Origin of the sequence: Roseateles sp., from assembly GCF_049240545.1 — a bacterium.
Classification (GTDB): Bacteria; Pseudomonadota; Gammaproteobacteria; order Burkholderiales; family Burkholderiaceae_C; genus Paucibacter_A.
In genome coordinates this window covers 13609-32208 of the sequence record NZ_JBMLSK010000107.1, presented here as the reverse complement: position 1 = coordinate 32208, position 18600 = coordinate 13609, and the positions used below count along the sequence as shown (strand labels likewise).

Sequence of the window (18600 nt, the reverse complement as noted above, 5' to 3'; positions counted from 1 at the left end):
ACGCGCCTCTGTGCTTGCTCTTGCACCGAAGCTGCGCGCGTCAAGCGCATCAAGCCTGGATCAGACATGTGGGCCGCGAGGAATGCCGACAAGCCAACTATCCGGACACCGCACACCTTCGCGTATTTCCCTATGGGGAGCGGCCTCTAATTCGGCATTGTCACAACACAGTCATTCGGTAGCGACTCCTATCATGCTTCGCAAGAACCCCCTTTCAGGTGGTCGAACCGCCATACAACGGAGACAATATGCAACACAAGCTTTCTTCCCTCAGCCTGGCGCTCATCGGCGGCCTGTGCGCCACCCAAGCACTGGCCTCTGGCTATCACTTTGGTTCGCAGTCCGCAGCCTCGCAAGGCACGGCCAATGCCAATGCCGTTGAAGCCGACGACGCCTCAGCGCTGTTCTACAACCCTGCCGCTTCCAGCCGCCTGAAGGGTTTGCAGGTGTCAGGTGTGTTGAATGTTGTCGTGCCTTCCGGCGAATACCAAGACCAAGGCAGCAGGACCGTCTTGGGCACGCCCACGGGCGGCGGCAACGGCGGCAAGTTCGTCAAACCAACCGCCGTGCCCCATGCCTATATGTCCTACCAGCTGAGCGATCAGCTCAGCCTGGGCATGAGCCTGTTCGTGCCTTTCGGCTCCAAGAGCGAATACGACAAAGACTGGGCTGGCCGCTACAACACCATCGGCACCGAGCTGAAGACCTTCGCTCTGAACCCCTCGGTGGCCTTCAAGGTCAACCGCACGCTGAGCGTCGGTGCCGGCGTAACTGCCCAGTTCATTCAAGGTGATCTGACCAAGGGCGCCGACTTCGGTTCGGGCGTGATCGGTTTGATCGTTCCGGGTCTTCCTCCTGCATTGCAAGGCCCCTTGACGGCCGCATTGGTCCCGAATCTGGCCGCGCACCCCAAGTCCTCGGGCGGTGTTGAAGTCTCCGGCAAGGACTGGGGCTTCGGCTTCAACCTCGGCCTGATCTTGAATTACGACGAAAACACCCGTTTCGGCGTGGCCTATCGCTCCAAGATTTCGCACACGCTCAAGGGTGATGCGAACTGGCAAGTCAAAGATCAAGCCGCCTATATTGGCCAAGTGCTGGCCGCCATTCCTGCCCTGGCCGCCAGCGGCACCGACAAGCGCGTGGTCGCCGGTCTGTTGGCCAAATACCAAAACGGAGGCGCCAGCCTGGATGTGGTCACGCCCGAGTCGCTGTCCTTCTCGGTGTTCAAGCAGCTCGACCCGCGTTTGGCCGTGATGGCCGATGCCACCTTGACCCGTCACTCGCGCTTCCAAGAGTTGCGCATCAATTTCGACCAGCCTCTGCTGGCTGACTCGAACACCCCTCAGCGCTGGGTGAAGACGGCGCGCGCCGCCTTTGGCGTGAACTACCAACTGAGCGATGCCATCAAGCTGCGTGGCGGCCTGGCCTTCGATCAATCGCCGGTCAATGATGCGAATCGCACGCCTTCAATCCCCGATGGCGACCGCAAGTGGATCTCCGGCGGCATGAACTGGAAGCTGGACAAGCAAAGCTCGGTGGACTTCGCACTCAGCTACATCCATGTGAACACCGGCCTGGTCAATAACTTCGACAATGGCGGCATCACCAGTGGCGGTAGGCCCACTTGTAACTCCGACGCCAACACCTCCAGCTGCGCCACCATCAAGGGCAACTACAAGGTGAGCTCGGGGCTGATCGGCGTGCAGTACAACCGCCAGTTCTAAACAAATCTTGCAAGAAGATCACCGCGGTTTGATCTAGGGCGCTTGTCTTTGATCCGCCGCGGTGCGAGCATGAGCCGTCGACAACACAACAGGAGATGCTCATGTTCGGTTTGGATCTCACTTGGATCATCCTAGGGCTTGTATTGCTGCTGGCCATTGCCGGCGTGTTGCGTTGGGATCTGTTGCGTGCCATGGGGCGCGAGGCCATGAGCAAGCCCTTGAATCCTCCAAGCGGCATTCCGCTGGACAAGGCGGGACCCAATCACGGCCATGCGCCGATGGATTTGAACCACGCTGAGCAACACCAGCGCCCACCCCAGGCCAAGCCCGAGTTTCATCGCTCCGGCAAGAGGCACTGAGCAGCGCGGGCTTCACCCGCCGGCATTTGGGGCTGATGGATTTCGGGCAAGATGCGAGTCTTCTCAGACTGAACCGCATCCAGCCCCATGGCGAACCGACTCTCACAAATAGCCACCCGCACCGGCGATGACGGCACCACCGGTCTCGGTGACGGCAGCCGCGTGCCCAAAGATCATCTGCGCGTGCAGGCCATGGGCGATGTGGACGAACTGAACTCCAACCTCGGCGTGCTGCTGGCCGAGCCGCTGCCCGACGAAGTGCGCGAGCTGCTGATCACCATCCAGCATGAACTCTTCAACCTGGGCGGCGAGCTGTGCATGCCGGGCTATGAGTTGCTAAAAATGGATGCAGTGCTGCGCCTGGACGAGGCCCTCGCCCATTTCAACGCCGAACTGCCGCGCCTGAAGGAATTCATCCTGCCGGCCGGCACCCGCAGCGCCGCCATCTCGCATGTCTGCCGCACCGTGGCGCGCCGCGCCGAACGCGCCGTGGTGACCCTGGCCGCGCAGGAAACCATCAACGCTGCGCCGCGCCAATACCTGAACCGGCTCTCCGACCTCTTGTTCGTCTTGGCCCGCGTCTTGAACCGCGCCAATCTGGATGGCTTGGGCGGCGACGATGTCTACTGGCACAGCGAACGCCTGCAGAAGCTGCAAGCCGAGACCTGAAAAATATTCCCATTCCCTGAATCCCTAGTTCGGCGGTGCTTCCGCAGAGCCAGACGGTCACAATGCTGACGCCAAGTCTAGACAGACTGGGCTTCTTCATTCGCCCCCGGTATCAAGGCTGCGGGCGGCCACCATTCCAACTCAGGGAGAGATTAAAAATGGGAATGTTCAGCAATATCCTCAGCAAGCTCGGCTTCGGCCCCAAGCCCGCCGCCCCGGTGGAAGCACCGGTCCTGGAAGCCGCATCCGCCTCAGCGGCTCCAGCCGAAGTCGCAGCGCCTGCACCGGTCGCCATCTCGGTGGTCGATGTGGTGTCGCAATTGGAAGGCTTGGCTGCCAAACACGCCGAGAAGCTCAACTGGAAGGTCTCCATCGTTGACCTGCTGAAGCTGCTGGACCTGGACAGCAGCCTGGCCTCGCGCAAGGAGCTGGCCACCGAGCTGGGCTGCCCGGCTGAAAAGATGGGCGACTCGGCCCAGATGAATATGTGGCTGCACAAGACCGTGCTGCAAAAGCTGGCCGCCAACGGCGGCAATGTGCCGGCCGATCTGATTGCCTGATTCCCTTCGTCAAAAGGCCTTGGGTTCCTTGATCCTTGGATCGGTGGACCCTTCTCAAGCCTCCAACTGAGCGACCGCCTCACGCAGTCGCTTGGCATAAGCCGCCCGCAAGTCTGCGGGCGCTTTCACTTCCACCTGCCCCGCATGGCGCAGCAGGTCCATCAACAGCTCGGTGGCGTCGACAAAGGGCACTTTCAAGCGCCAGCGGCCGTCCTCCAGCCACTCGCTCTGCTGAGCCGGGTGCCATTCCTCTTTGGACACCCATTGCGCCGCCTCGGCGCTGAACACCAAGTTGGCCTGCTTTGGGCTGGCGCCAGCAAAGATGCCGTAACCCTGGTCCAGCTCGGCTTCCAACTGCGCGGTCGGCACGGTCTTGGCCTTCTCGTCCAGTAACTCGGCCCCTTCCATTGCATCCAGGGCAAAGCGCCGGAAGCCCTCGCTCTGGTGGCACCAGGCATCCAGGTACCAAGTGTTTCGGTAATGCACGAGGCGCTGCGGTGACACCACGCGCGCACCGGCTGTGGCGCTTCGCTTTGCAGCGGCCCCCTCGCCGCGCCCCCGGCTGCGATACAGCAAACGCAAACGCCGACGCTTCACCACCGCGCTGCCCACGGTTTCGAAATACTCCGAGGCCACACGCCGCTTAGCCGTGCTGATCAGCTTGATGCGCCGGGTCAGCTCCTGCGCCTCGACCTCGTCCACCCCCAACATGCCGGTCAGCTTGTCAAACATCGGCGTCAGGTGCCGACTCAAGATGCCTTGGTCATCCAAGCTGGCCAGCATTTGGTGCATGGTCAACAAGGCATGCAACTCTTTCTCACTGAACCAAACGCCAGGCAGTTCATGCTGGCGCCCGCGCCATTGCTGGCCGAAACGGTAGCCATTGGCCATGGTGTCGTATTCGATCGGCGCATCCATGCGCTCTCGCAGGTATTGCAAGTCGCGCTTCAAGGTGGCCGGCGACACCTCCAGCGCCTCCAGCAAGGTGGCAAAGCTGACGCACTCGCGCGAACGAATCAGCATTTCGATTTTGTAGAAGCGCTCGGTCCGGTCCATGCCGTTCTTCCTAACTTTTTATCGCTTGGTTTTTACTGGCTCACGCAATGAGCTAGCTGAGATCGAGACTGTGCCACAAGCTTGAACGAAATCCTTCGATCAAGCTCTGAAGTCAGCAGCGGCAGCAGAAACGGCCGCAACACCGGAGCAAGCCATGGCACAGATCGCAAGCACAGCAGCAGTCACCCATCCAAGCAGCAATTTTTTGGCCGCCCAACTCGAACTTGGCATCAACAAGGATGAGGCCCAAAACATGGCGGCCGAACCCGCCACCGCCTTGCCGGCAAGCCAAAGCCTGGGCTTTGCCCTCGGCTGGGACTATGCCCACCATGGCCTGACGCCCCCTGCCCTGCATCTGTTTGCCGCCTCACCGCTGCGCCAGGGCTATCAAGCCGGCTGCGCCACCTTTGGCCATCGCACCCTGCGTGCCCACCGCCACACCCAGCTTTGGTTGGCGCTGCGCACCCATGCCTGGACGCGCGGCCGCAGCTTTGAGGATGTGCAAGTCACACCCAACTACCTGCAGCAGATCGAGGTCAGCCATTGCCCCATCACCCGCCAGCGTCTGGACGATCATCCCGGCAGCAGCAAACAACGCAGCGTCGACCGGGTGCGCAACGATGCCGGCTACGCGGCCGGCAATCTGGTCATGATGAGCCGCGCCGCCAATCTGGCCAAAGCCGAGCATGGCTGGCTACAGGCCTTGGAGGTCGCACGCAGTGTCGAAGCCGGGCCCATCCATCGCATTGCCAGCCTGGGGCCGGCCGAATGGCAGCGGGTGGCGGTGCTCACTTCCTTCGTCACCGAGTTGAGCCATGAAGAAGCCGCCGCCGTGCCCTTGCTGGTGATGCCGCCGAATCGCCTGCGTCTGTTCAACCCCATCCAAGCCCTGCAAGCCCTGGTGACTCGCCAACTGGCCACGCCGGGCTGGAGCACCCGTCTGGCGCGCATTGAAGCGCTCTTGCCTACCGAGGGTGCCAAAGGCGATTTCAATCGCTTCCTGATGGCTTTGGCGCCCCGCGTACTGGCCGTTCAAGACCTGACTCAAGAGCCTCAGATCCGCTGGGCCCTGGAAGACGCCTGGCAACAGCCGCTGCTGCAAAAGCGCTGGCTGCGCTTTGCCCTGCATTTGAACGCCGCTCAAACCGAAGCCTTGGTGCAACGCGCGGCCGCCAAACGCCTGATCAGCTGCATGCATGTGCAACAACACAGCCAACCCAGCGCCACCGAGGGCTGGGCCTTGGAGCGCAAGGGCTTTTGTGCGCCTAGCGTCCAAAACCTGCCTCTCCAGCGAAAGGCTAACCCCCTATTCACGGGGTCATGAGCCGAATAGCCATGGGAATTTCATGTCGTAGTCATGGCCCGAGTCCACAGTCCATCCAGCACCACCGGCGCTTGCAAGGGGAGGACATGCCCGAGTTTGGCGATGGGGTGACAAGAAACGCAAACGCTTGCGTCTCGTTTTTCGATTGTCTTGAACTTCATTTCCGTCCAAAACTTTGGAGTACCCCATGCAAAAGACTCTGCTCGCACTGGCCCTGGCCGCTGCTGCTATCGCTCCGGCACATGCTGCTTTGACAGCCGGTGACATCGCCGTAGTGGCCTACAACACCGACACTGCCGACAACTTCGCCTGGGTCGCCCTGGTCGACATCGCTGCCAACACCACGATCAACTTCACCGACTCGTCGTGGCAAGGCAGTGCCTTCCGCACCTCCGAGCATCTAGACGCATCCGGCGGCGGCCCACTGACCTGGAAAAGCGCCAGCGCATTGGCTGCCGGCTCGGTGGTCCGTTTCACCGGCAATGGCACGGTCTCTTGGAGCACCGGCACGGCTACGGGCAGTGTCTTGAACCTCGCCACCGGCGGCGACCAAATATTCGGCTTTACAGGCGCCAACAACGCTCCAAACTTCCTGGTCGGCACCCACTTCGCAAGTGCAAACGGCATCATCGCCAGCCCGACGGTCTCCAACTCGACCAACACCACCAATGTGCCCACTGGCCTGAGCCTGAATGCCGGCACGATGGTCAATCTGGGCAACTTCGACAACGGCTACTACAAGGGCGGCACCACCGGTACCAAGGCCGAGCTGCTGAGCAAGATCAGCGACGTCGCCAACTGGACCGGCACCGATACGGCTGACTACGCCACCAGCAACTGGGCGTCCTCGTTTACCGTGACCACACCAATCCCTGAGCCACAAACCTACGCCATGCTGCTGGCTGGTCTGGGCGCCATCGGCTTCGTGGCTCGTCGCCGCGCTGCCAAGTAAGGCTTAAAAGCAAAAAACGGCCTGCCCTGGACTTGATTCAACCAGGCAGGCCGACGCTGAAGCGTTCCAGTTCCCCGAACTGGTCTTGCAAGGCGACGTGATAACCCAAAGCACCGAACCAATGGGCCCATTGCTGGGCTAATTGCTTTGTCGGTAGCCATGGGCCCGTCTTGTCCAGATGCACCCGGTTGGCGCGGCGCTCGTAGAACACGACACGCCACATGCCCTTGGAAATCTCGGGCTGATTGAATCCCTTGTTATTGATCATCGTCCTCGCCATCCCACCGGAGGCGAAATCTACCAGAGCCCGGCCTCAAGCCAAGCTCAGGGCAAGGACAGCGATGCCAAAAATTCCGCCGAACTGAGCAACTGGCAAGAAGCCAAGCGGGACTTCTCGAAACCACTGTGCACCTTGGCGCACTCGCTGACCAAGATGTCGGCGCCAGCCGCCTTGGCCAGCCTTAAAACTGGGGCAGCAAGCGCAGTTTGACGCGCTGGAGCTTCGAGCTTCACCACTTCGGCATAGGGCAAAAAGTCCGCCAACAACTCGCGCTGCTGCGAAGCATCCAAAGCAAAGCTCGGATAAGCCAAAGCCTTGATCAACAACTGCGCGCCTTCGGCTGCAATCACGGGCCGGCATTGCCCTGCTTGCCAAGCCTGCCGCAATGCCTTAGCCGTCCGATGGCTGCCCAAAAGAGCGTGCAAAAGCACGTCGGTATCCAAAGCGACGCGGGGCGTCTTCAGGGTCGATGCCGTGGCCTGCTTCTTGTTCCGCACCGCGCTCTTCATGCTTGAACTGCCGGCTGTCATTTGCTGACGCGGCGACTTGATGCTTTGGGACTGCTAACGGCTGATTTCTTCTGAACGCTGTTAGCCACCTTGTTCTTGCTCGGCGAACGGCTGCTCTGCTTGCTCACCGTTTTTGCCGCGGCGGCAGCTGCTGTTTTTCTTACGACCTTGCCGGCTGTTTTAAGCGCTGTTTTGGCACTCAATGGTTTTGCAGGCGTCTTCAGGGTCGCAAGCCTTTTCGCCGCCGTGTTTTTCAGCACCGGTTTTGCCGCCGATTTTTTGACGACCGCTTTTTCTTCGGCTTCGGCCCAGCTGAGAGCGGACTCAATGGTTTTTTCGTCAATGGCCAGCTCGGCAAGTTTGGCGCGTACCGCATCACCACGTTGAATTTTGACCGGGGTCAGGATGATTTGGCCCGCCTTGGTTTGCACCTCGAAGTACTGCACGGGTCCGAGGGGTTCTGTCACGCTTTTAGGCAGCGTCAATTGGTTCTTGGAAGTCAGCTTGGCCAGCACTTGGGAGAGATTCAGAAAGTAAGGGGCCGTTACTTTAGCGCGTTAATGCAAGCTGCCTTTGGCGAAAGTAATGATGAAAGAGAAAAGGGCAACGAACCAAGGGGGTCAGGTCTTGCATCATCTGACTTTTTTGCCCGCCACGACGAACTATTCTGGACGAAAAAAAACCGTGCAGCCCAAGGGCTCACGGTTTCTTTGGCGGCCGTTGTTCTCGGCCAAATACGAGGGACTGAACGATCAGACCAGGGAGCGATGCAAACGCAGCTCTTCCAAACGGGTGCCGGCCACTTCGGTGGTCTTGGCGCTGCCCAGCTCGCGCTTGAAGCCGGCCAACTCAAAGAAACGCAGTGCGCGTTCATTGCGCAGATAGGTCCACAAGGTGACCTTGGTGCAGCCTTCTTCTTGCAGGCCGTCGCGGGCGGCATCCCACAAGGCCAGACCCACGCCCTTGTCCCAATGAATCGGGTTGGCGTACATGGCCCAGATCTCGCCGGTGCTGGACGGCGTGCCTTTGTCGCGCGAACGGTCGAAGCCGACAAAACCCATCACTTCATTGTCGAGATGAGCCACCACAACCTGGGGCTCGCACAAATCGATGGCTTCACGCCAAAAAGCCTGGCGCTTCTGAACCGACAGCGCGTCCAGCGCGGAGTCGGGCAACAAACCCTTGTAGGCGTCTTGCCAAGCCGCGACATGAATTTCTGCAATGACTTTGGCATCACGCAGTGTGGCGGGGCGAACCTGAATACTCGACATACAAAGAAACTCTATGGGGACACGAACGGAAGGGCGGTATTTTGCGCGTCAAAGCGGGCCGCATCGGCGCTTGACAGCGCGATATTTTGCTCAGCCGGATCGGGCGCCAATCGCACCAATCAGGCCCCACCCGAGCGCTGAACCGGCTCAAGCGGCTGCTTTTTGACCCTCTTCTTGTCTTTCTTGGGCCAAGCAGAAGTCTTGAATGCAACGTTTCAAGGCCGTCTTGCTGCTGCGTTGCAGCTTGTTCAGCAAGCGATGACTTACCGCCATGCCTTGCAACTCGTTTTCAAAGCGCCGCGACACATCGTCTTGAATTCTCAGCAATAGATGCGCTGTGGTGCTGGCATCGGCCAAGGCTCGGTGGGCACGACCGGTGTCTGGCAAAGCATGAAACTGCGCCAGGCTGCCGAGCTTGCAATTGGGTGCTTCCGGGTAGAGGCGCCGCGACAAGAGCACCGTGCAAGCAAACTCATGCGCCGGATCGGGCTCACAAGCGGCAAGATTCATTTCCGCCTGCCAAAAGCCTCGATCAAACGAAGCGTTATGCGCCACCAGCGGTAAGCCGCGGGTGAAGCTCGCCAATTCGCGCATCACTTGATGTGCGGGCGGCGCTGTGGCCAGCATTTCATTGCTGATGCCGGTCAGGGCTTGAATGAAGGGTGGCACCCAGACACCGGTCTTCATCAGGCTTTGAAATGAATCAACGATTTGCCCATCGTGCACCAGCACCGCGGCAATCTCGGTGGCTCGACCTCCTGCTGTGGGTCCTAGGCCCGAGGTCTCAAAGTCGATCACGGCAATGGTTTGTTTGCTGCTCATTGCGTCGCTTGGGGAACCGGATGCTTGATGGCGTTCAAGGCCAGCTTTCGCTCGAGAGCAGCTTCCAGGTCCACTCCGCTGTGGTCAGCAATCTGCAAAAGGTAAAGCATCACGTCGGCGATCTCTTCTCCCAAATGCTGATGCTTGGCCGGGTCGCTTTGAAGCTGCTGCGATTCTTCGGGGGTCAGCCATTGAAAGATTTCGACCAGCTCGGCAGCTTCCACCACCATGGCCATGGCCAGGTTTTTGGGCGTTTGATAAGGCTGCCAGTTGCGCTCAGCGGCGAACGCACGCAGCCGCTTTTGCAAAGTTGCTATGTCCATGGGCCGCAAGTGTGGCATGTCCAAAGCACCTGCGGGCCCGAGTGTGCAGTTTCAAAAAAAGTGATCCGGCTTCTTATTCATAGCAATGTAATTTTTAAAATTGGTAGTCTTAGTAGAGGCGACCCTTTCCTGTGGATAAGCCATTTTTTCCTTTTCAGTTCAAAGACTTGAGGCTTAGAAAACCATGTGGGCGGAACCCGGGTTTGCAAAGTGCTGAACCGATAACAAGTCCAGCTTTTGCTCTTGGCCTGTGGATAAGCCCCTTCTTGTACTTTTTTTATCCACAGCCTTGTTCCTTGACAGCGCATCAAGGCTATGCAGACCCTGGGACTCCAAGCATTTCAGGCCTTGTACAGACGAAAAAAAGGGGAGCTCAAGGCTCCCCTTCTCAATGATGCTGATTGCAGCCCTGGCAAGGCCTCTCAAAGCGCCTTGCTGGTTTGGATGACGTCAACCCACAGTGACTTGTGCTTTGCCCACTGGCACGCGCACACGCTTGACCGAAGCAATAGGCGTTGTGGGCGCCACGCCGGCGTTCAAGGGTGCAATCTTGTTGAAGTCGCAAACCAACTCGGTCTTGCTCACCGTGACCACCGCATAGCCCTGCGCATTGGTGTCAGCATGGCGAATCCACGGGTTGTTGATGGCGGGTGCGACACCGCTGGTCGAATTCGCAAACGGGTTCATGCGCTTGACCACTTCAGCGGCAGGCACCGAGGCGACCGGGATGCCCAAGGCCGTGGCCAGGTTCTGGGCGATCAAGCCATACAGGGTCATGGCCGGCACCGATCTGCTGGCCCCAGCCAAGGCGGCATTGGTGTTGGCAATGGTGGCGCCCATGGTGCCCATCAGCGTTTCGTCAAAGGTATTGATCGGCGTGGTGCTGAGTCCTGCCGTCGGGCGAACGGCCGCAGCCGGGATTCTTCCCGCACCAATCGCTGCAACTACCGCAGCTTGGACTGCTGCCGTGTTGCTGAGATCGGTGACGCCAGAAGCCATGGCGATGGCCGCCGACAGCATCTGGATCGCAATGCCTTCGGCCGCCACTTCATCGATCAACACCAAGGGCTTGACCGGCGCAAACGCTGGATTGGCCGCGGCGCTGACAAAGTAGCTGAAGAAGGAGTTGCTGGAGATGCCCGAGGAGACCAGATCCACCATCACCGGGGTTGGCGTGGCGGCGGTGTAATCGTCCATCACCTCGCCGGCAAAGAAGGCATGCAAGTCGCCGGTGATGGCCACCACATTGCTGATCTTGTTGCTGCTCAGGTGCGCCATCAAGTCCTTGCGCTCACCGTTGTAACCGTCCCATTGGTCGGCATTCAAGATGAAGCGAGTCTTCAGATCGGCCGGTGCGGTGGGCAGCGCAGCGCCATTCACACTCATCTTCAGCAGCGAGGTTTCATTGCCCCAGATCTTCCACAAGGCAGTGGAGGACTTCATGGTGTCTTTCCACCAGGCGCGCTGGCTGGTGCCCAAGATGCTGACCAGGGTCAGCTTGTCCGCCAGCGCGAAGGAGTTCGCGACGTCGATCTTTTGCTTCTCAACTGCAGCCAAGGTCGCTTCGGGGACCATATAGCGTGACCCGATTTCGCCCAAGGCCTGACCGGTGGAGGGGTTAGGTGCGGCCTCGGGGATCAGGTGATCGGCGCGGTAGAGGCGCTGGTCGGTCATCACCAAATGCATCAGCTTCCCGAACTTCAGGTCGCGGTAGATGCGAATATTGTTGATGCCTGAACTTGTATCCAAGCTGAAGCTGACTTCAGCCGGCATGAACTCAAACCAAGCCTGGCTGGCCGAGCGGCGGCGGCTGGGTTGCGCCACATTGTCCCCGCCCTTGGCGGCGTCATAAGAGCCGTCGTCGTAGGTCTGGCGGTCTTGCCAGCAGTCATCGGAGAACTCGTGGTCATCCCAGACCGCCACAAAGGCAAAGCGTTCATGCAAAGCCTGCAAACGGGGGTCGCTGCGGTAACGCTTGTACAGAAAGCGATAGTCCATCAAGGTGTTGGCGTACTTGCCGCCATCCGCCAGCGCGGCCCCATTGGGCAGTACCAAAGTCGGATGTGCCGCCTCGACCGTACCAATCTGATAAGCAGCCCCAACGGCTTCGTAGATGTAGTCGCCCAGGTGGACGATGAAGTCCAGGTCTTCCTTGGCCAGGCTGCTCATGCCGGCCCAGTGATTGACGCTCCAATCCTGGCAGGTCATGAAAGCGAATTTCAGCTTGTCGATATCCGCATCGTTTGCCGGTGCGGTCTTGAAGCGGCCAACCTTGGAGCGGCTGTCGCCCGCAGTGAACTGGTAGTAGTAGACAGTGGCGGGCTTGAGGCCGCTGATCTTGTGGCGCAGGGTGTTGTCGTAGAAGGCGTAAACCGGCACATCCACTTCGCTATCGACCGTGCCACTCAAGGCGGTATTGCCGCCCAGCAAGGCCGAGTTGTCGGTGCTGCTGATGCGCAGCTTGACTTGGAAGTTAGCGTCGGTGCTCGCCGTAACCACATCATCGGCCGAGGCCGGCACCACCCGTGTCCACAGCAGGGCGCCATCGCTTTTCGGGTCACCGGAGGCCACGCTCTGCGGGAACTTGAACGCGCCTTTGGCAGGGGCTGTGTCGGGCAAAGCGGTGCTGCTGCCGGGGAAGGTCGGCGGCATGGGTTCGATCCCGGAGCCGTTGTCATTGCCCATGCAACCGCTGAGGCCGGTGAGCGCCGATGAAGCCGTGATCAAAGCACCGGCTTGAACGACCGATTTGCGCAAAAAGCTGCGTCTATCCATGAGGGTGTCTCCTTTTTGTCAAACACATAGGAGCTCCGATCGATTGCCGGAGCTTCCCGTCAAACACCGATGAAACAGTGCTCAACAAGAGCGATTGATTGTGCAAACAGAAGACGAGGACTCGACCCGTGAAAGCCATGAGCTTGTCGCCTGTCACCGACGAAACCTCGGCAATTAGAGTCCTGAACCTAGAAAAAGGACAGCGCTATTGGCTTGTTTTCAAAGGTGCATGAAAAGTGGGCTGGATTGTCATTTCGACAGGCTCTCAGTCGCTGCTCACCCGACTGATGAAAAAGACACTTTCAGTCGTCAAGGCGTCACAAAACAGCATGGCGAAATCTGAGATGGAGGGTGAACCACCGTGCCGTACGTCGGCAAGGATCGCGAGCTTGCATGGTCGGTCAAATTCAGTGCCACTGTGAAGGCTACCGGACGGCCTTGCTTGGCGCTAAGCAAAAAGGACGCGATGGCGAGCCAAGCTGACTCGCTTGGCTTGCCGTCAAGCGATGCCAATCACCTTGTGCATCTGCACCGACAAACGCCACTGCGGATGGTCCATGCAGTAGGCCACGGCCTCGCGGGTGTGTTGAGTCTTCAACACGCTGTCCATGGGCTGCAAGAAGAAATGCTGGAAGTCCATGGCGGCAAAGCGCTCGGGGCGCGCCAAGGGCTGAGGAAACACCAGCTTCAACTCATGGCCACGGGTCAAGACGATCTCGGCATCGGCCTTGGGGCTGACGCAAATCCAGTCCAGGCCTTCGGGCGCGGCTTGCGTGCCATTGGTCTCGACCGCAATCTCAAAACTTCGCGCATGCAAGGCGTCGATCAAAGCCTTGTCCAACTGCAAAAGCGGCTCGCCGCCGGTGCACACCACATAGGGCTTGCCGGGCTGGCCTTGCGGCCATTTGGATGCAATCGCTGAAGCCAGTGCTTCAGCGTCGGCAAACTTGCCGCCGCCTTCGCCATCGGTGCCGATGAAATCGGTATCGCAGAAATTGCAGACCGCGTTGGCCCGGTCTTCCTCGCGGCCGTTCCACAAATTGCAACCGGCAAAACGGCAGAACACCGAGGCCCGGCCGGCCTGGGCGCCCTCGCCTTGCAAGGTGTAGAACATTTCCTTGACAGCGTAAGTCATACGGGAATCACCGGCCCTTCCACATCGGCGCAGACAATGGATCCGCAGCCACGCGTCTCGTACATATCAACCCGGTCCAACTGCGGCAGCACCGCCCGGCCCTTGGCCAAGATCCAGGCCGAAAGACTGGCCGTGTCGCCATCCGGCAGATCGGCAATTTCGAACAGCGGCCGGTGGTCAATCGCCTTGAAGATCGGATCGAACTGGGTTTTGACATCGCCGAAGTCCACTGTCCAACCCATCAGCTGATCCAACTCCGCACTCAGGTGCAGACGCAAGGTGTAGGTGTGACCATGGATGCCGCGCAGCGGATGTTCATTCGGCGCGCGCTTGAGCTGGATCGCGCTGTCCAGCGTCAGCTCCTTCCAGATGCGGTAATGCTGGCCATCGAAATTGGCGCCGCAAGAGCCGGTCTCGTAAACGGTCAGCCACGACAGCTCGGGCAGCTGCGGCTTCATGCGCGCCCACAACCAGGCCGAGATCACCTCGCTGGTCGGATTGCTCAGCCCTTCGATCTCATTCAAGCAGTGATAGTTCAGCTGCATGTGGAAAGGCGCCCAGACCTCGTCCAGATGGTCGTAGTCCACGCTCAGATCGCGCTCACCCAAATCCTGGTTGGCATGAACAATCACCTCAAAGCCATGGCCATGCATGCGGCCGCATTTGTGGCCGGCCGGCACATTGGGCAGGCGGTGCGCGGCCTGGAAGCGATAACGCCGCCACACATGGGCCATGCCATCAGCGTCGAGATCTACGCCGGAATGCTGTGTGCTTTGAATGCCCACCTGCTGAATGCCGGGCACGCCGAACTCCTGTTCCAGGCGATGCTTGATCCAGCGCGCAATGTTTTCGTCGGTGGGCTCGGCGATGGAGGCGTTCAGCAGCGCATGGTCCAGCGGCGCCACGCAGGCTTCCAGACGACGGCGCAGTTCTTCCACCTCGGCGCCGGGAAACGGCGCCCAGCCTTCGGGTAAATGGGCGCGGATGGTGGCGAAATAGCTGTGGCCATGCAGGCCGCGGCTGCGGTGGCCTTCAGGCAGGGCCGAGATCTGGCAGGCAGACTCAAAGCCGCAAGAGGCAGAGTAAATCGTGGGTTGTTGGGTGCTTGTCTTCAAGGGGTTCCAACACCGGCATCAGGCGGGTGCGTGGGGCAAGAGTGTGACATGAAGCGCCCACTTCGTGCGCAGCAGCGGCATTGGCACGGCTATCTCCCAGCAAAGCAGGGTTTGAGTTCACAAGGGCCCCAAACCACCTCTCTCTTCCTTTTTAAGAATTTAGATTTAGAAAGATAGTGGTTGTAATAGGGGCAGGCTGTTTTTGTGGACAAGGCAGTTTTTCCGTCTGAATTCAAGCACTTGGCGGCTCTGAAAGCTTGTGTGCCAAAGACCTTGAACTGGAAGCACCAAACTGAACAACTTGCCGTTCTTGCCTTGGCCTGTGGACAAGCTCTTGGTTATTCAAGATTCATCCACAAACTTATACACAGGCTGGAGCGGCGTTCCTCCGGCCCTCAGCAGCGATGAATCTGCCCGCTGTGGCTGCGGGTGTAATGCAGCAAACGGCCTTTGTAGGCCAGGGCTTCGGCGCTGGCCGAGGTCTTGATGGGGCTGTCTTGCAGGCTGTAGCCCAAGGCGGCCATGCGCTTGCTGAAGGCGGCGCGGTTGCCCCGATCTGGGTCGATGATCATCACTTGGCTGGCTGGCATTGCATGTTTGGCGATGAAGGCCGCCAAGAGCCCTTCTTCATCGCGCTCATAAAGCACATCGCTGCCAATGATCAGGTCGAAGCGACCCTGTACCGACGGCACACGGCCGCTCACCGCCTGGCCTTCCACCTTCTTAGCCCAATTGCCGTGGCAGTAACGCAGCGGCGGCAAATCATTCAAGCGCAGGTTCTCCAGCAAGAAACTGCCGGCCAGGGGATGGCAATCGCTGGCGGTGACCAAGCCGCCGCGTCGGTGGCTGACCAAGCTGGCCAGACCCAGGCCGCAACCAATCTCCAAAATGCTTTCATCGACCACCATGGCCCGCTTGGCCATCAACTCGGCCAAATGCAAGCCTGAAGGCCAGAGCAGGCCGAACAAGGGCCAGGCAGCGGAGGAGATGCCCAAGGACTCCGCCTCGCCCAGCGGGTCGGCAAACTGCTGCTTGTCCAGCAGCGAGCGAATCATCAAATCGGCGACGCCGGCGATGGCGATGCTCTCTTGTTTGAAGAGATATCCAGGCATGACCATTCCCTTGCGGGTTCCCGCGTTTTGGGCACGCAAGCCCGCAACGAGGTCCTTCAATCGGCGCAATGCGGCACGGGAATGGTCGGGTGCAGCGCCGGGGCGGCGCGAACACAAGAGGCATGCTCGGAGGCAAGACGGGCTGGCAAGGCGGGGCTCCAACGCACGGCCTTGCTCCAGCCCAGTGTAGGGCCTGGCTTGCGGCGGCGGAGAAAGCCCAGCTCAGCGACGCCCGCCGCGTGTCTGCCACAAAGGCTTTTTGCCCTTGAGGTGGCGCTCGATGCCGTCGTTCAAGCGGCTGCGCAAATCCACCACCGCCTCCACCTGGCCGTAAACGCCGGGGAAGCGCAGATCCAGCCACAGCCACAAGGTGCAGGACCGCAGCGCCTGCTCCATGCGGTCCAGGCGGCTGTGTTCATCCACATCTTGCAAGAACCAGGGCGAGCCGGCGCTGCCGGTCAAAGCGTGGCGATGCGTCCAGTCCAGGAACTGCTGCACCTGGGCATCGGTGCGGGTGTCCACCGGCGCTTGTGCATAGATAAAGCGCTGCTTCAGTCCCAAGCCCTTGGCGCTGCGGTCCAGTTCATCGGCCAGCTCCAACATTTGCTCCAGTTCGGCCACCGCGAAGTGAGCATCGTCCAGACGCAGCTGATCCATAAAGACCCCCAGCACCGCGCGCAACTGCGTCAGCCCGAGGCGGTTGGCAATGGTGCTGACATGCCACCAATTGGGCGCCACGGCGGCCTTGAAGTCGCGCGGTGCGCGCGGCGTCTTGGGCAGCAGCTCTTTCAGGATACGCGCGGCCTTGGGTTCGGCTTCGCGCAGCACGCCGCAAAAGCCCTCATCGTGCATGCCATAACGTCCTGCCCGACCGGCAATCTGGTGCACTTCAGACACCGTCAACTCCCGGTCGCCCTGACCGTCGAACTTGCTCATGGTGCTGAAGAGCACGCGCCGAATCGGCAGGTTCAAGCCCATGCCGATGGCATCGGTGGCGACCAGAATATGGCTGGCCCCATTGGCAAAACGTTCGGCCTCGCGGCGCCGCACCTCCGGCGGCAAAGCGCCGTAAATCACCGAGACCGGATGACCGGCGGCGGCAATCTGGTCGCGCAACATCAACACCTCGCGGCGGCTGAAGGCCACCACCGCGTCGCCCTTCTTCAGGCTGGCAATCGGCACCGGCGCGGGCAGCAACTGCACCTCTTGCTTGCGCTCGAAATGCTTGACCGTGCAGCGCTCACCGCATAGACCTAAGAGGTTTTCAATCGTCGGCACCGCATAGGCCGAGCAAATGATGATCAACTCATTGGCCGGCACCGCCACGATGGCCTGGGTCCAAGCCCAGCCACGGTACAGATCAAACAGCATCTGCGCTTCGTCGATCACCGCCACGTCGATAGGCCGGGTGGTGTTGACCATCTCGATGGTGCTGGAGACCACGCGCGCATCATCGGCCGGCACGTTCTCCTCGCCGGTCAGCAGCGAGCAAGGCACACCGCGTCCGACCAAGCGGTCGCGTCCTTCCAAAGCCAGCAGCCGCAGCGGCGCCAGATAAGCACCGTCATGCGCTTGCGCCAGGCGCTCAAAGGCCGCATGGGTCTTGCCGCTGTTGGGCGGGCCGACGTAAAGCGTCACCGAGCGCTGCAGATTTCGGGCGGTGTCAAAGGTATCGGGATAGCCTTGGAAAGCCAACTCGCTGTTCAGGCCGGCCAGGGCATTCAATTCGGCGACGCGACGCTCCCAGCGGTCTTGAGCGCGGGTGCAGCCGGCCTTCAGTTCCGGCAAGGCTTGCGGCGTGGCGCATTCGGCTTGCAAGCGCGGCAGCAAAGAGTCCAGATGCTCGCTGTGGCCCGAGGCGCTGCGCGCCAGCAAGCTCTCCAGGTGACTCAGCAGTTCATCGGCATGGGCATAAGGCGCTTGCGGGCCGAGGGCGGCTTGCAGAGCGGTCATGTCGCCGTCTCTGAAATAGTCCCAGACCGCGCTCGCCTCCAACTCCACGCGAAAAGCTACCGGCACCGTCCAGCCCGCTTGCGAGAGCTTCAAGGCCTGACTGCACAAACGCTCCCAGCGCAGGCCAAAGCGGCTGATGCCAGCGGCCTCCAGCTGACCGAGTCTTTGTTGCATCAAGGCGCGCACGGCCGGCGCAGTGCCGATCACATCCAGATGGCTCAGCGCCACGCGGATCAAGTCCGGCGCAATCCAACGGCTGGGCCTTGCACCCGGCACCGCTTTTTGCAGCAGGATCAAGCCCAGCTTGTCCATGCGCTCTTCTTGGCGCTTGGCGTCTTCGTCCTCGCCAAAGTCTTCGGGCGTGCTGACCTGGGGTAGCTGGTAAGCGGCTTGACGCACGCGCAGCAGCATTTCAGCGTCAACCCCGGCGGGCAGACGTTGCAGATGGCGGGGGTTGGGCAGGGCCGGCGCGGCTTTGGGGCTGGCGGCCGGGTTCAAAGGGGTTTCTTTTTTTGTTTCACTCACGCCGCAAGTGGAACACAGCCGCCGGTGCGGCTGCGGCCGGAGGTGGCGCCAACAGGTTTTGATCACGGTCCTAGGGATGTCGGCGCAAGGCGCTTGTCCGCACACTGGCGGCCAAGCTTGCGCCACACTCGGCACG

The 18600-nt window shown here is 60.3% G+C and carries 18 protein-coding genes; 6 read left to right on the top strand and 12 right to left on the bottom strand.

Annotation, left to right across the window (positions count from 1 at the left end; genetic code table 11):
• The first annotated feature begins 248 nt into the window (after positions 1-248).
• The 4 genes from ACOVRJ_RS07160 to ACOVRJ_RS07145 all read left to right on the top strand — a co-directional run bounded on the left by ACOVRJ_RS07160 (position 249) and on the right by ACOVRJ_RS07145 (position 3312).
• Positions 249-1724, top strand: coding sequence for an OmpP1/FadL family transporter (locus ACOVRJ_RS07160; protein ID WP_422043193.1), 1476 nt, complete (start codon positions 249-251; stop codon positions 1722-1724).
• 101 nt (positions 1725-1825) lie between these two features.
• A complete protein-coding gene (locus ACOVRJ_RS07155) occupies positions 1826-2083 on the top strand; it encodes a hypothetical protein (protein WP_422043192.1) in 258 nt (85 codons plus the stop codon).
• 87 nt (positions 2084-2170) lie between these two features.
• Positions 2171-2752, top strand: a complete 582-nt coding sequence (locus tag ACOVRJ_RS07150; RefSeq protein ID WP_422043191.1) for a cob(I)yrinic acid a,c-diamide adenosyltransferase — start codon at positions 2171-2173, stop codon at positions 2750-2752.
• Between the two features lie 158 nt (positions 2753-2910).
• A complete protein-coding gene (locus ACOVRJ_RS07145; RefSeq protein ID WP_422043190.1) occupies positions 2911-3312 on the top strand; it encodes a DUF3597 domain-containing protein in 402 nt (133 codons plus the stop codon).
• 54 nt (positions 3313-3366) lie between these two features.
• On the opposite strand, the gene ACOVRJ_RS07140 is transcribed toward ACOVRJ_RS07145, so the two are convergent.
• The gene (locus ACOVRJ_RS07140; protein ID WP_422043189.1) at positions 3367-4368 is read right to left on the bottom strand and encodes a helix-turn-helix transcriptional regulator; all 1002 of its coding nucleotides are present in this window, start codon (positions 4366-4368) and stop codon (positions 3367-3369) included.
• A 154-nt stretch (positions 4369-4522) separates the two neighbouring features.
• On the opposite strand from ACOVRJ_RS07140, the gene ACOVRJ_RS07135 reads away from it, so the two are divergent.
• Positions 4523-5692: a hypothetical protein gene (locus tag ACOVRJ_RS07135; RefSeq protein ID WP_422043188.1), complete on the top strand. Its 1170-nt coding sequence runs from the start codon at positions 4523-4525 to the stop codon at positions 5690-5692.
• Positions 5693-5879: 187 nt separating this feature from the next.
• The gene (locus tag ACOVRJ_RS07130) at positions 5880-6644 is read left to right on the top strand and encodes a PEP-CTERM sorting domain-containing protein (protein ID WP_422043187.1); all 765 of its coding nucleotides are present in this window, start codon (positions 5880-5882) and stop codon (positions 6642-6644) included.
• Positions 6645-6681: 37 nt separating this feature from the next.
• Here the strand turns inward: ACOVRJ_RS07130 and ACOVRJ_RS07125 are convergent, their stop codons facing one another.
• The 11 genes from ACOVRJ_RS07125 to ACOVRJ_RS07075 form a co-directional block, all read right to left on the bottom strand.
• On the bottom strand, positions 6682-6912 hold the full coding sequence (locus ACOVRJ_RS07125; RefSeq protein ID WP_422043186.1) for a hypothetical protein: 231 nt from the start codon (positions 6910-6912) through the stop codon (positions 6682-6684).
• A 56-nt stretch (positions 6913-6968) separates the two neighbouring features.
• Entirely contained in the window at positions 6969-7421 is a 453-nt protein-coding gene (locus tag ACOVRJ_RS07120; RefSeq protein ID WP_422043185.1) for a PIN domain-containing protein, read from the bottom strand.
• A 29-nt stretch (positions 7422-7450) separates the two neighbouring features.
• Entirely contained in the window at positions 7451-7948 is a 498-nt protein-coding gene (locus ACOVRJ_RS07115) for a hypothetical protein (protein ID WP_422043184.1), read from the bottom strand.
• Between the two features lie 237 nt (positions 7949-8185).
• Positions 8186-8704, bottom strand: a complete 519-nt coding sequence (locus ACOVRJ_RS07110; protein WP_263538390.1) for a GNAT family N-acetyltransferase — start codon at positions 8702-8704, stop codon at positions 8186-8188.
• A 147-nt stretch (positions 8705-8851) separates the two neighbouring features.
• Complete coding sequence (locus tag ACOVRJ_RS07105; protein WP_422043183.1) at positions 8852-9526, bottom strand: PolC-type DNA polymerase III; 675 nt, start codon at positions 9524-9526, stop codon at positions 8852-8854.
• Complete coding sequence (locus tag ACOVRJ_RS07100; protein ID WP_422043182.1) at positions 9523-9849, bottom strand: nucleotide pyrophosphohydrolase; 327 nt, start codon at positions 9847-9849, stop codon at positions 9523-9525. Before ACOVRJ_RS07100 ends, ACOVRJ_RS07105 begins: the two co-directional genes overlap by 4 nt.
• A 450-nt stretch (positions 9850-10299) precedes the next feature.
• On the bottom strand, positions 10300-12624 hold the full coding sequence (locus tag ACOVRJ_RS07095) for an alkaline phosphatase D family protein (protein WP_422043181.1): 2325 nt from the start codon (positions 12622-12624) through the stop codon (positions 10300-10302).
• Between the two features lie 499 nt (positions 12625-13123).
• The gene (queE, locus tag ACOVRJ_RS07090; protein ID WP_422043180.1) at positions 13124-13759 is read right to left on the bottom strand and encodes a 7-carboxy-7-deazaguanine synthase; all 636 of its coding nucleotides are present in this window, start codon (positions 13757-13759) and stop codon (positions 13124-13126) included.
• Positions 13756-14874 (bottom strand): 6-pyruvoyl trahydropterin synthase family protein, encoded by a 1119-nt coding sequence (locus ACOVRJ_RS07085; RefSeq protein WP_422043179.1) that lies wholly within the window; start codon positions 14872-14874, stop codon positions 13756-13758. Before ACOVRJ_RS07085 ends, queE begins: the two co-directional genes overlap by 4 nt.
• A 395-nt stretch (positions 14875-15269) precedes the next feature.
• A complete protein-coding gene (locus tag ACOVRJ_RS07080; protein WP_422043178.1) occupies positions 15270-15986 on the bottom strand; it encodes a class I SAM-dependent methyltransferase in 717 nt (238 codons plus the stop codon).
• A gap of 222 nt (positions 15987-16208) precedes the next feature.
• Positions 16209-18464, bottom strand: a complete 2256-nt coding sequence (locus ACOVRJ_RS07075; RefSeq protein WP_422043177.1) for a helicase-related protein — start codon at positions 18462-18464, stop codon at positions 16209-16211.
• Positions 18465-18600: the final 136 nt, after the last annotated feature.

What these genes read in the sequence shown, in the direction of transcription:
- ACOVRJ_RS07160 (WP_422043193.1), top strand. Translation starts at nt 249, where the DNA reads ATGCAACACAAGCTTTCTTCCCTCAGCCTGGCGCTCATCGGCGGCCTG.
- ACOVRJ_RS07155 (WP_422043192.1), top strand. Translation starts at nt 1,826, where the DNA reads ATGTTCGGTTTGGATCTCACTTGGATCATCCTAGGGCTTGTATTGCTG.
- ACOVRJ_RS07150 (WP_422043191.1), top strand. Translation starts at nt 2,171, where the DNA reads ATGGCGAACCGACTCTCACAAATAGCCACCCGCACCGGCGATGACGGC.
- ACOVRJ_RS07145 (WP_422043190.1), top strand. Translation starts at nt 2,911, where the DNA reads ATGGGAATGTTCAGCAATATCCTCAGCAAGCTCGGCTTCGGCCCCAAG.
- ACOVRJ_RS07140 (WP_422043189.1), bottom strand. Translation starts at nt 4,368, where the DNA reads ATGGACCGGACCGAGCGCTTCTACAAAATCGAAATGCTGATTCGTTCG.
- ACOVRJ_RS07135 (WP_422043188.1), top strand. Translation starts at nt 4,523, where the DNA reads ATGGCACAGATCGCAAGCACAGCAGCAGTCACCCATCCAAGCAGCAAT.
- ACOVRJ_RS07130 (WP_422043187.1), top strand. Translation starts at nt 5,880, where the DNA reads ATGCAAAAGACTCTGCTCGCACTGGCCCTGGCCGCTGCTGCTATCGCT.
- ACOVRJ_RS07125 (WP_422043186.1), bottom strand. Translation starts at nt 6,912, where the DNA reads ATGATCAATAACAAGGGATTCAATCAGCCCGAGATTTCCAAGGGCATG.
- ACOVRJ_RS07110 (WP_263538390.1), bottom strand. Translation starts at nt 8,704, where the DNA reads ATGTCGAGTATTCAGGTTCGCCCCGCCACACTGCGTGATGCCAAAGTC.
- ACOVRJ_RS07105 (WP_422043183.1), bottom strand. Translation starts at nt 9,526, where the DNA reads ATGAGCAGCAAACAAACCATTGCCGTGATCGACTTTGAGACCTCGGGC.
- ACOVRJ_RS07100 (WP_422043182.1), bottom strand. Translation starts at nt 9,849, where the DNA reads ATGGACATAGCAACTTTGCAAAAGCGGCTGCGTGCGTTCGCCGCTGAG.
- ACOVRJ_RS07095 (WP_422043181.1), bottom strand. Translation starts at nt 12,624, where the DNA reads ATGGATAGACGCAGCTTTTTGCGCAAATCGGTCGTTCAAGCCGGTGCT.
- queE (WP_422043180.1), bottom strand. Translation starts at nt 13,759, where the DNA reads ATGACTTACGCTGTCAAGGAAATGTTCTACACCTTGCAAGGCGAGGGC.
- ACOVRJ_RS07080 (WP_422043178.1), bottom strand. Translation starts at nt 15,986, where the DNA reads ATGCCTGGATATCTCTTCAAACAAGAGAGCATCGCCATCGCCGGCGTC.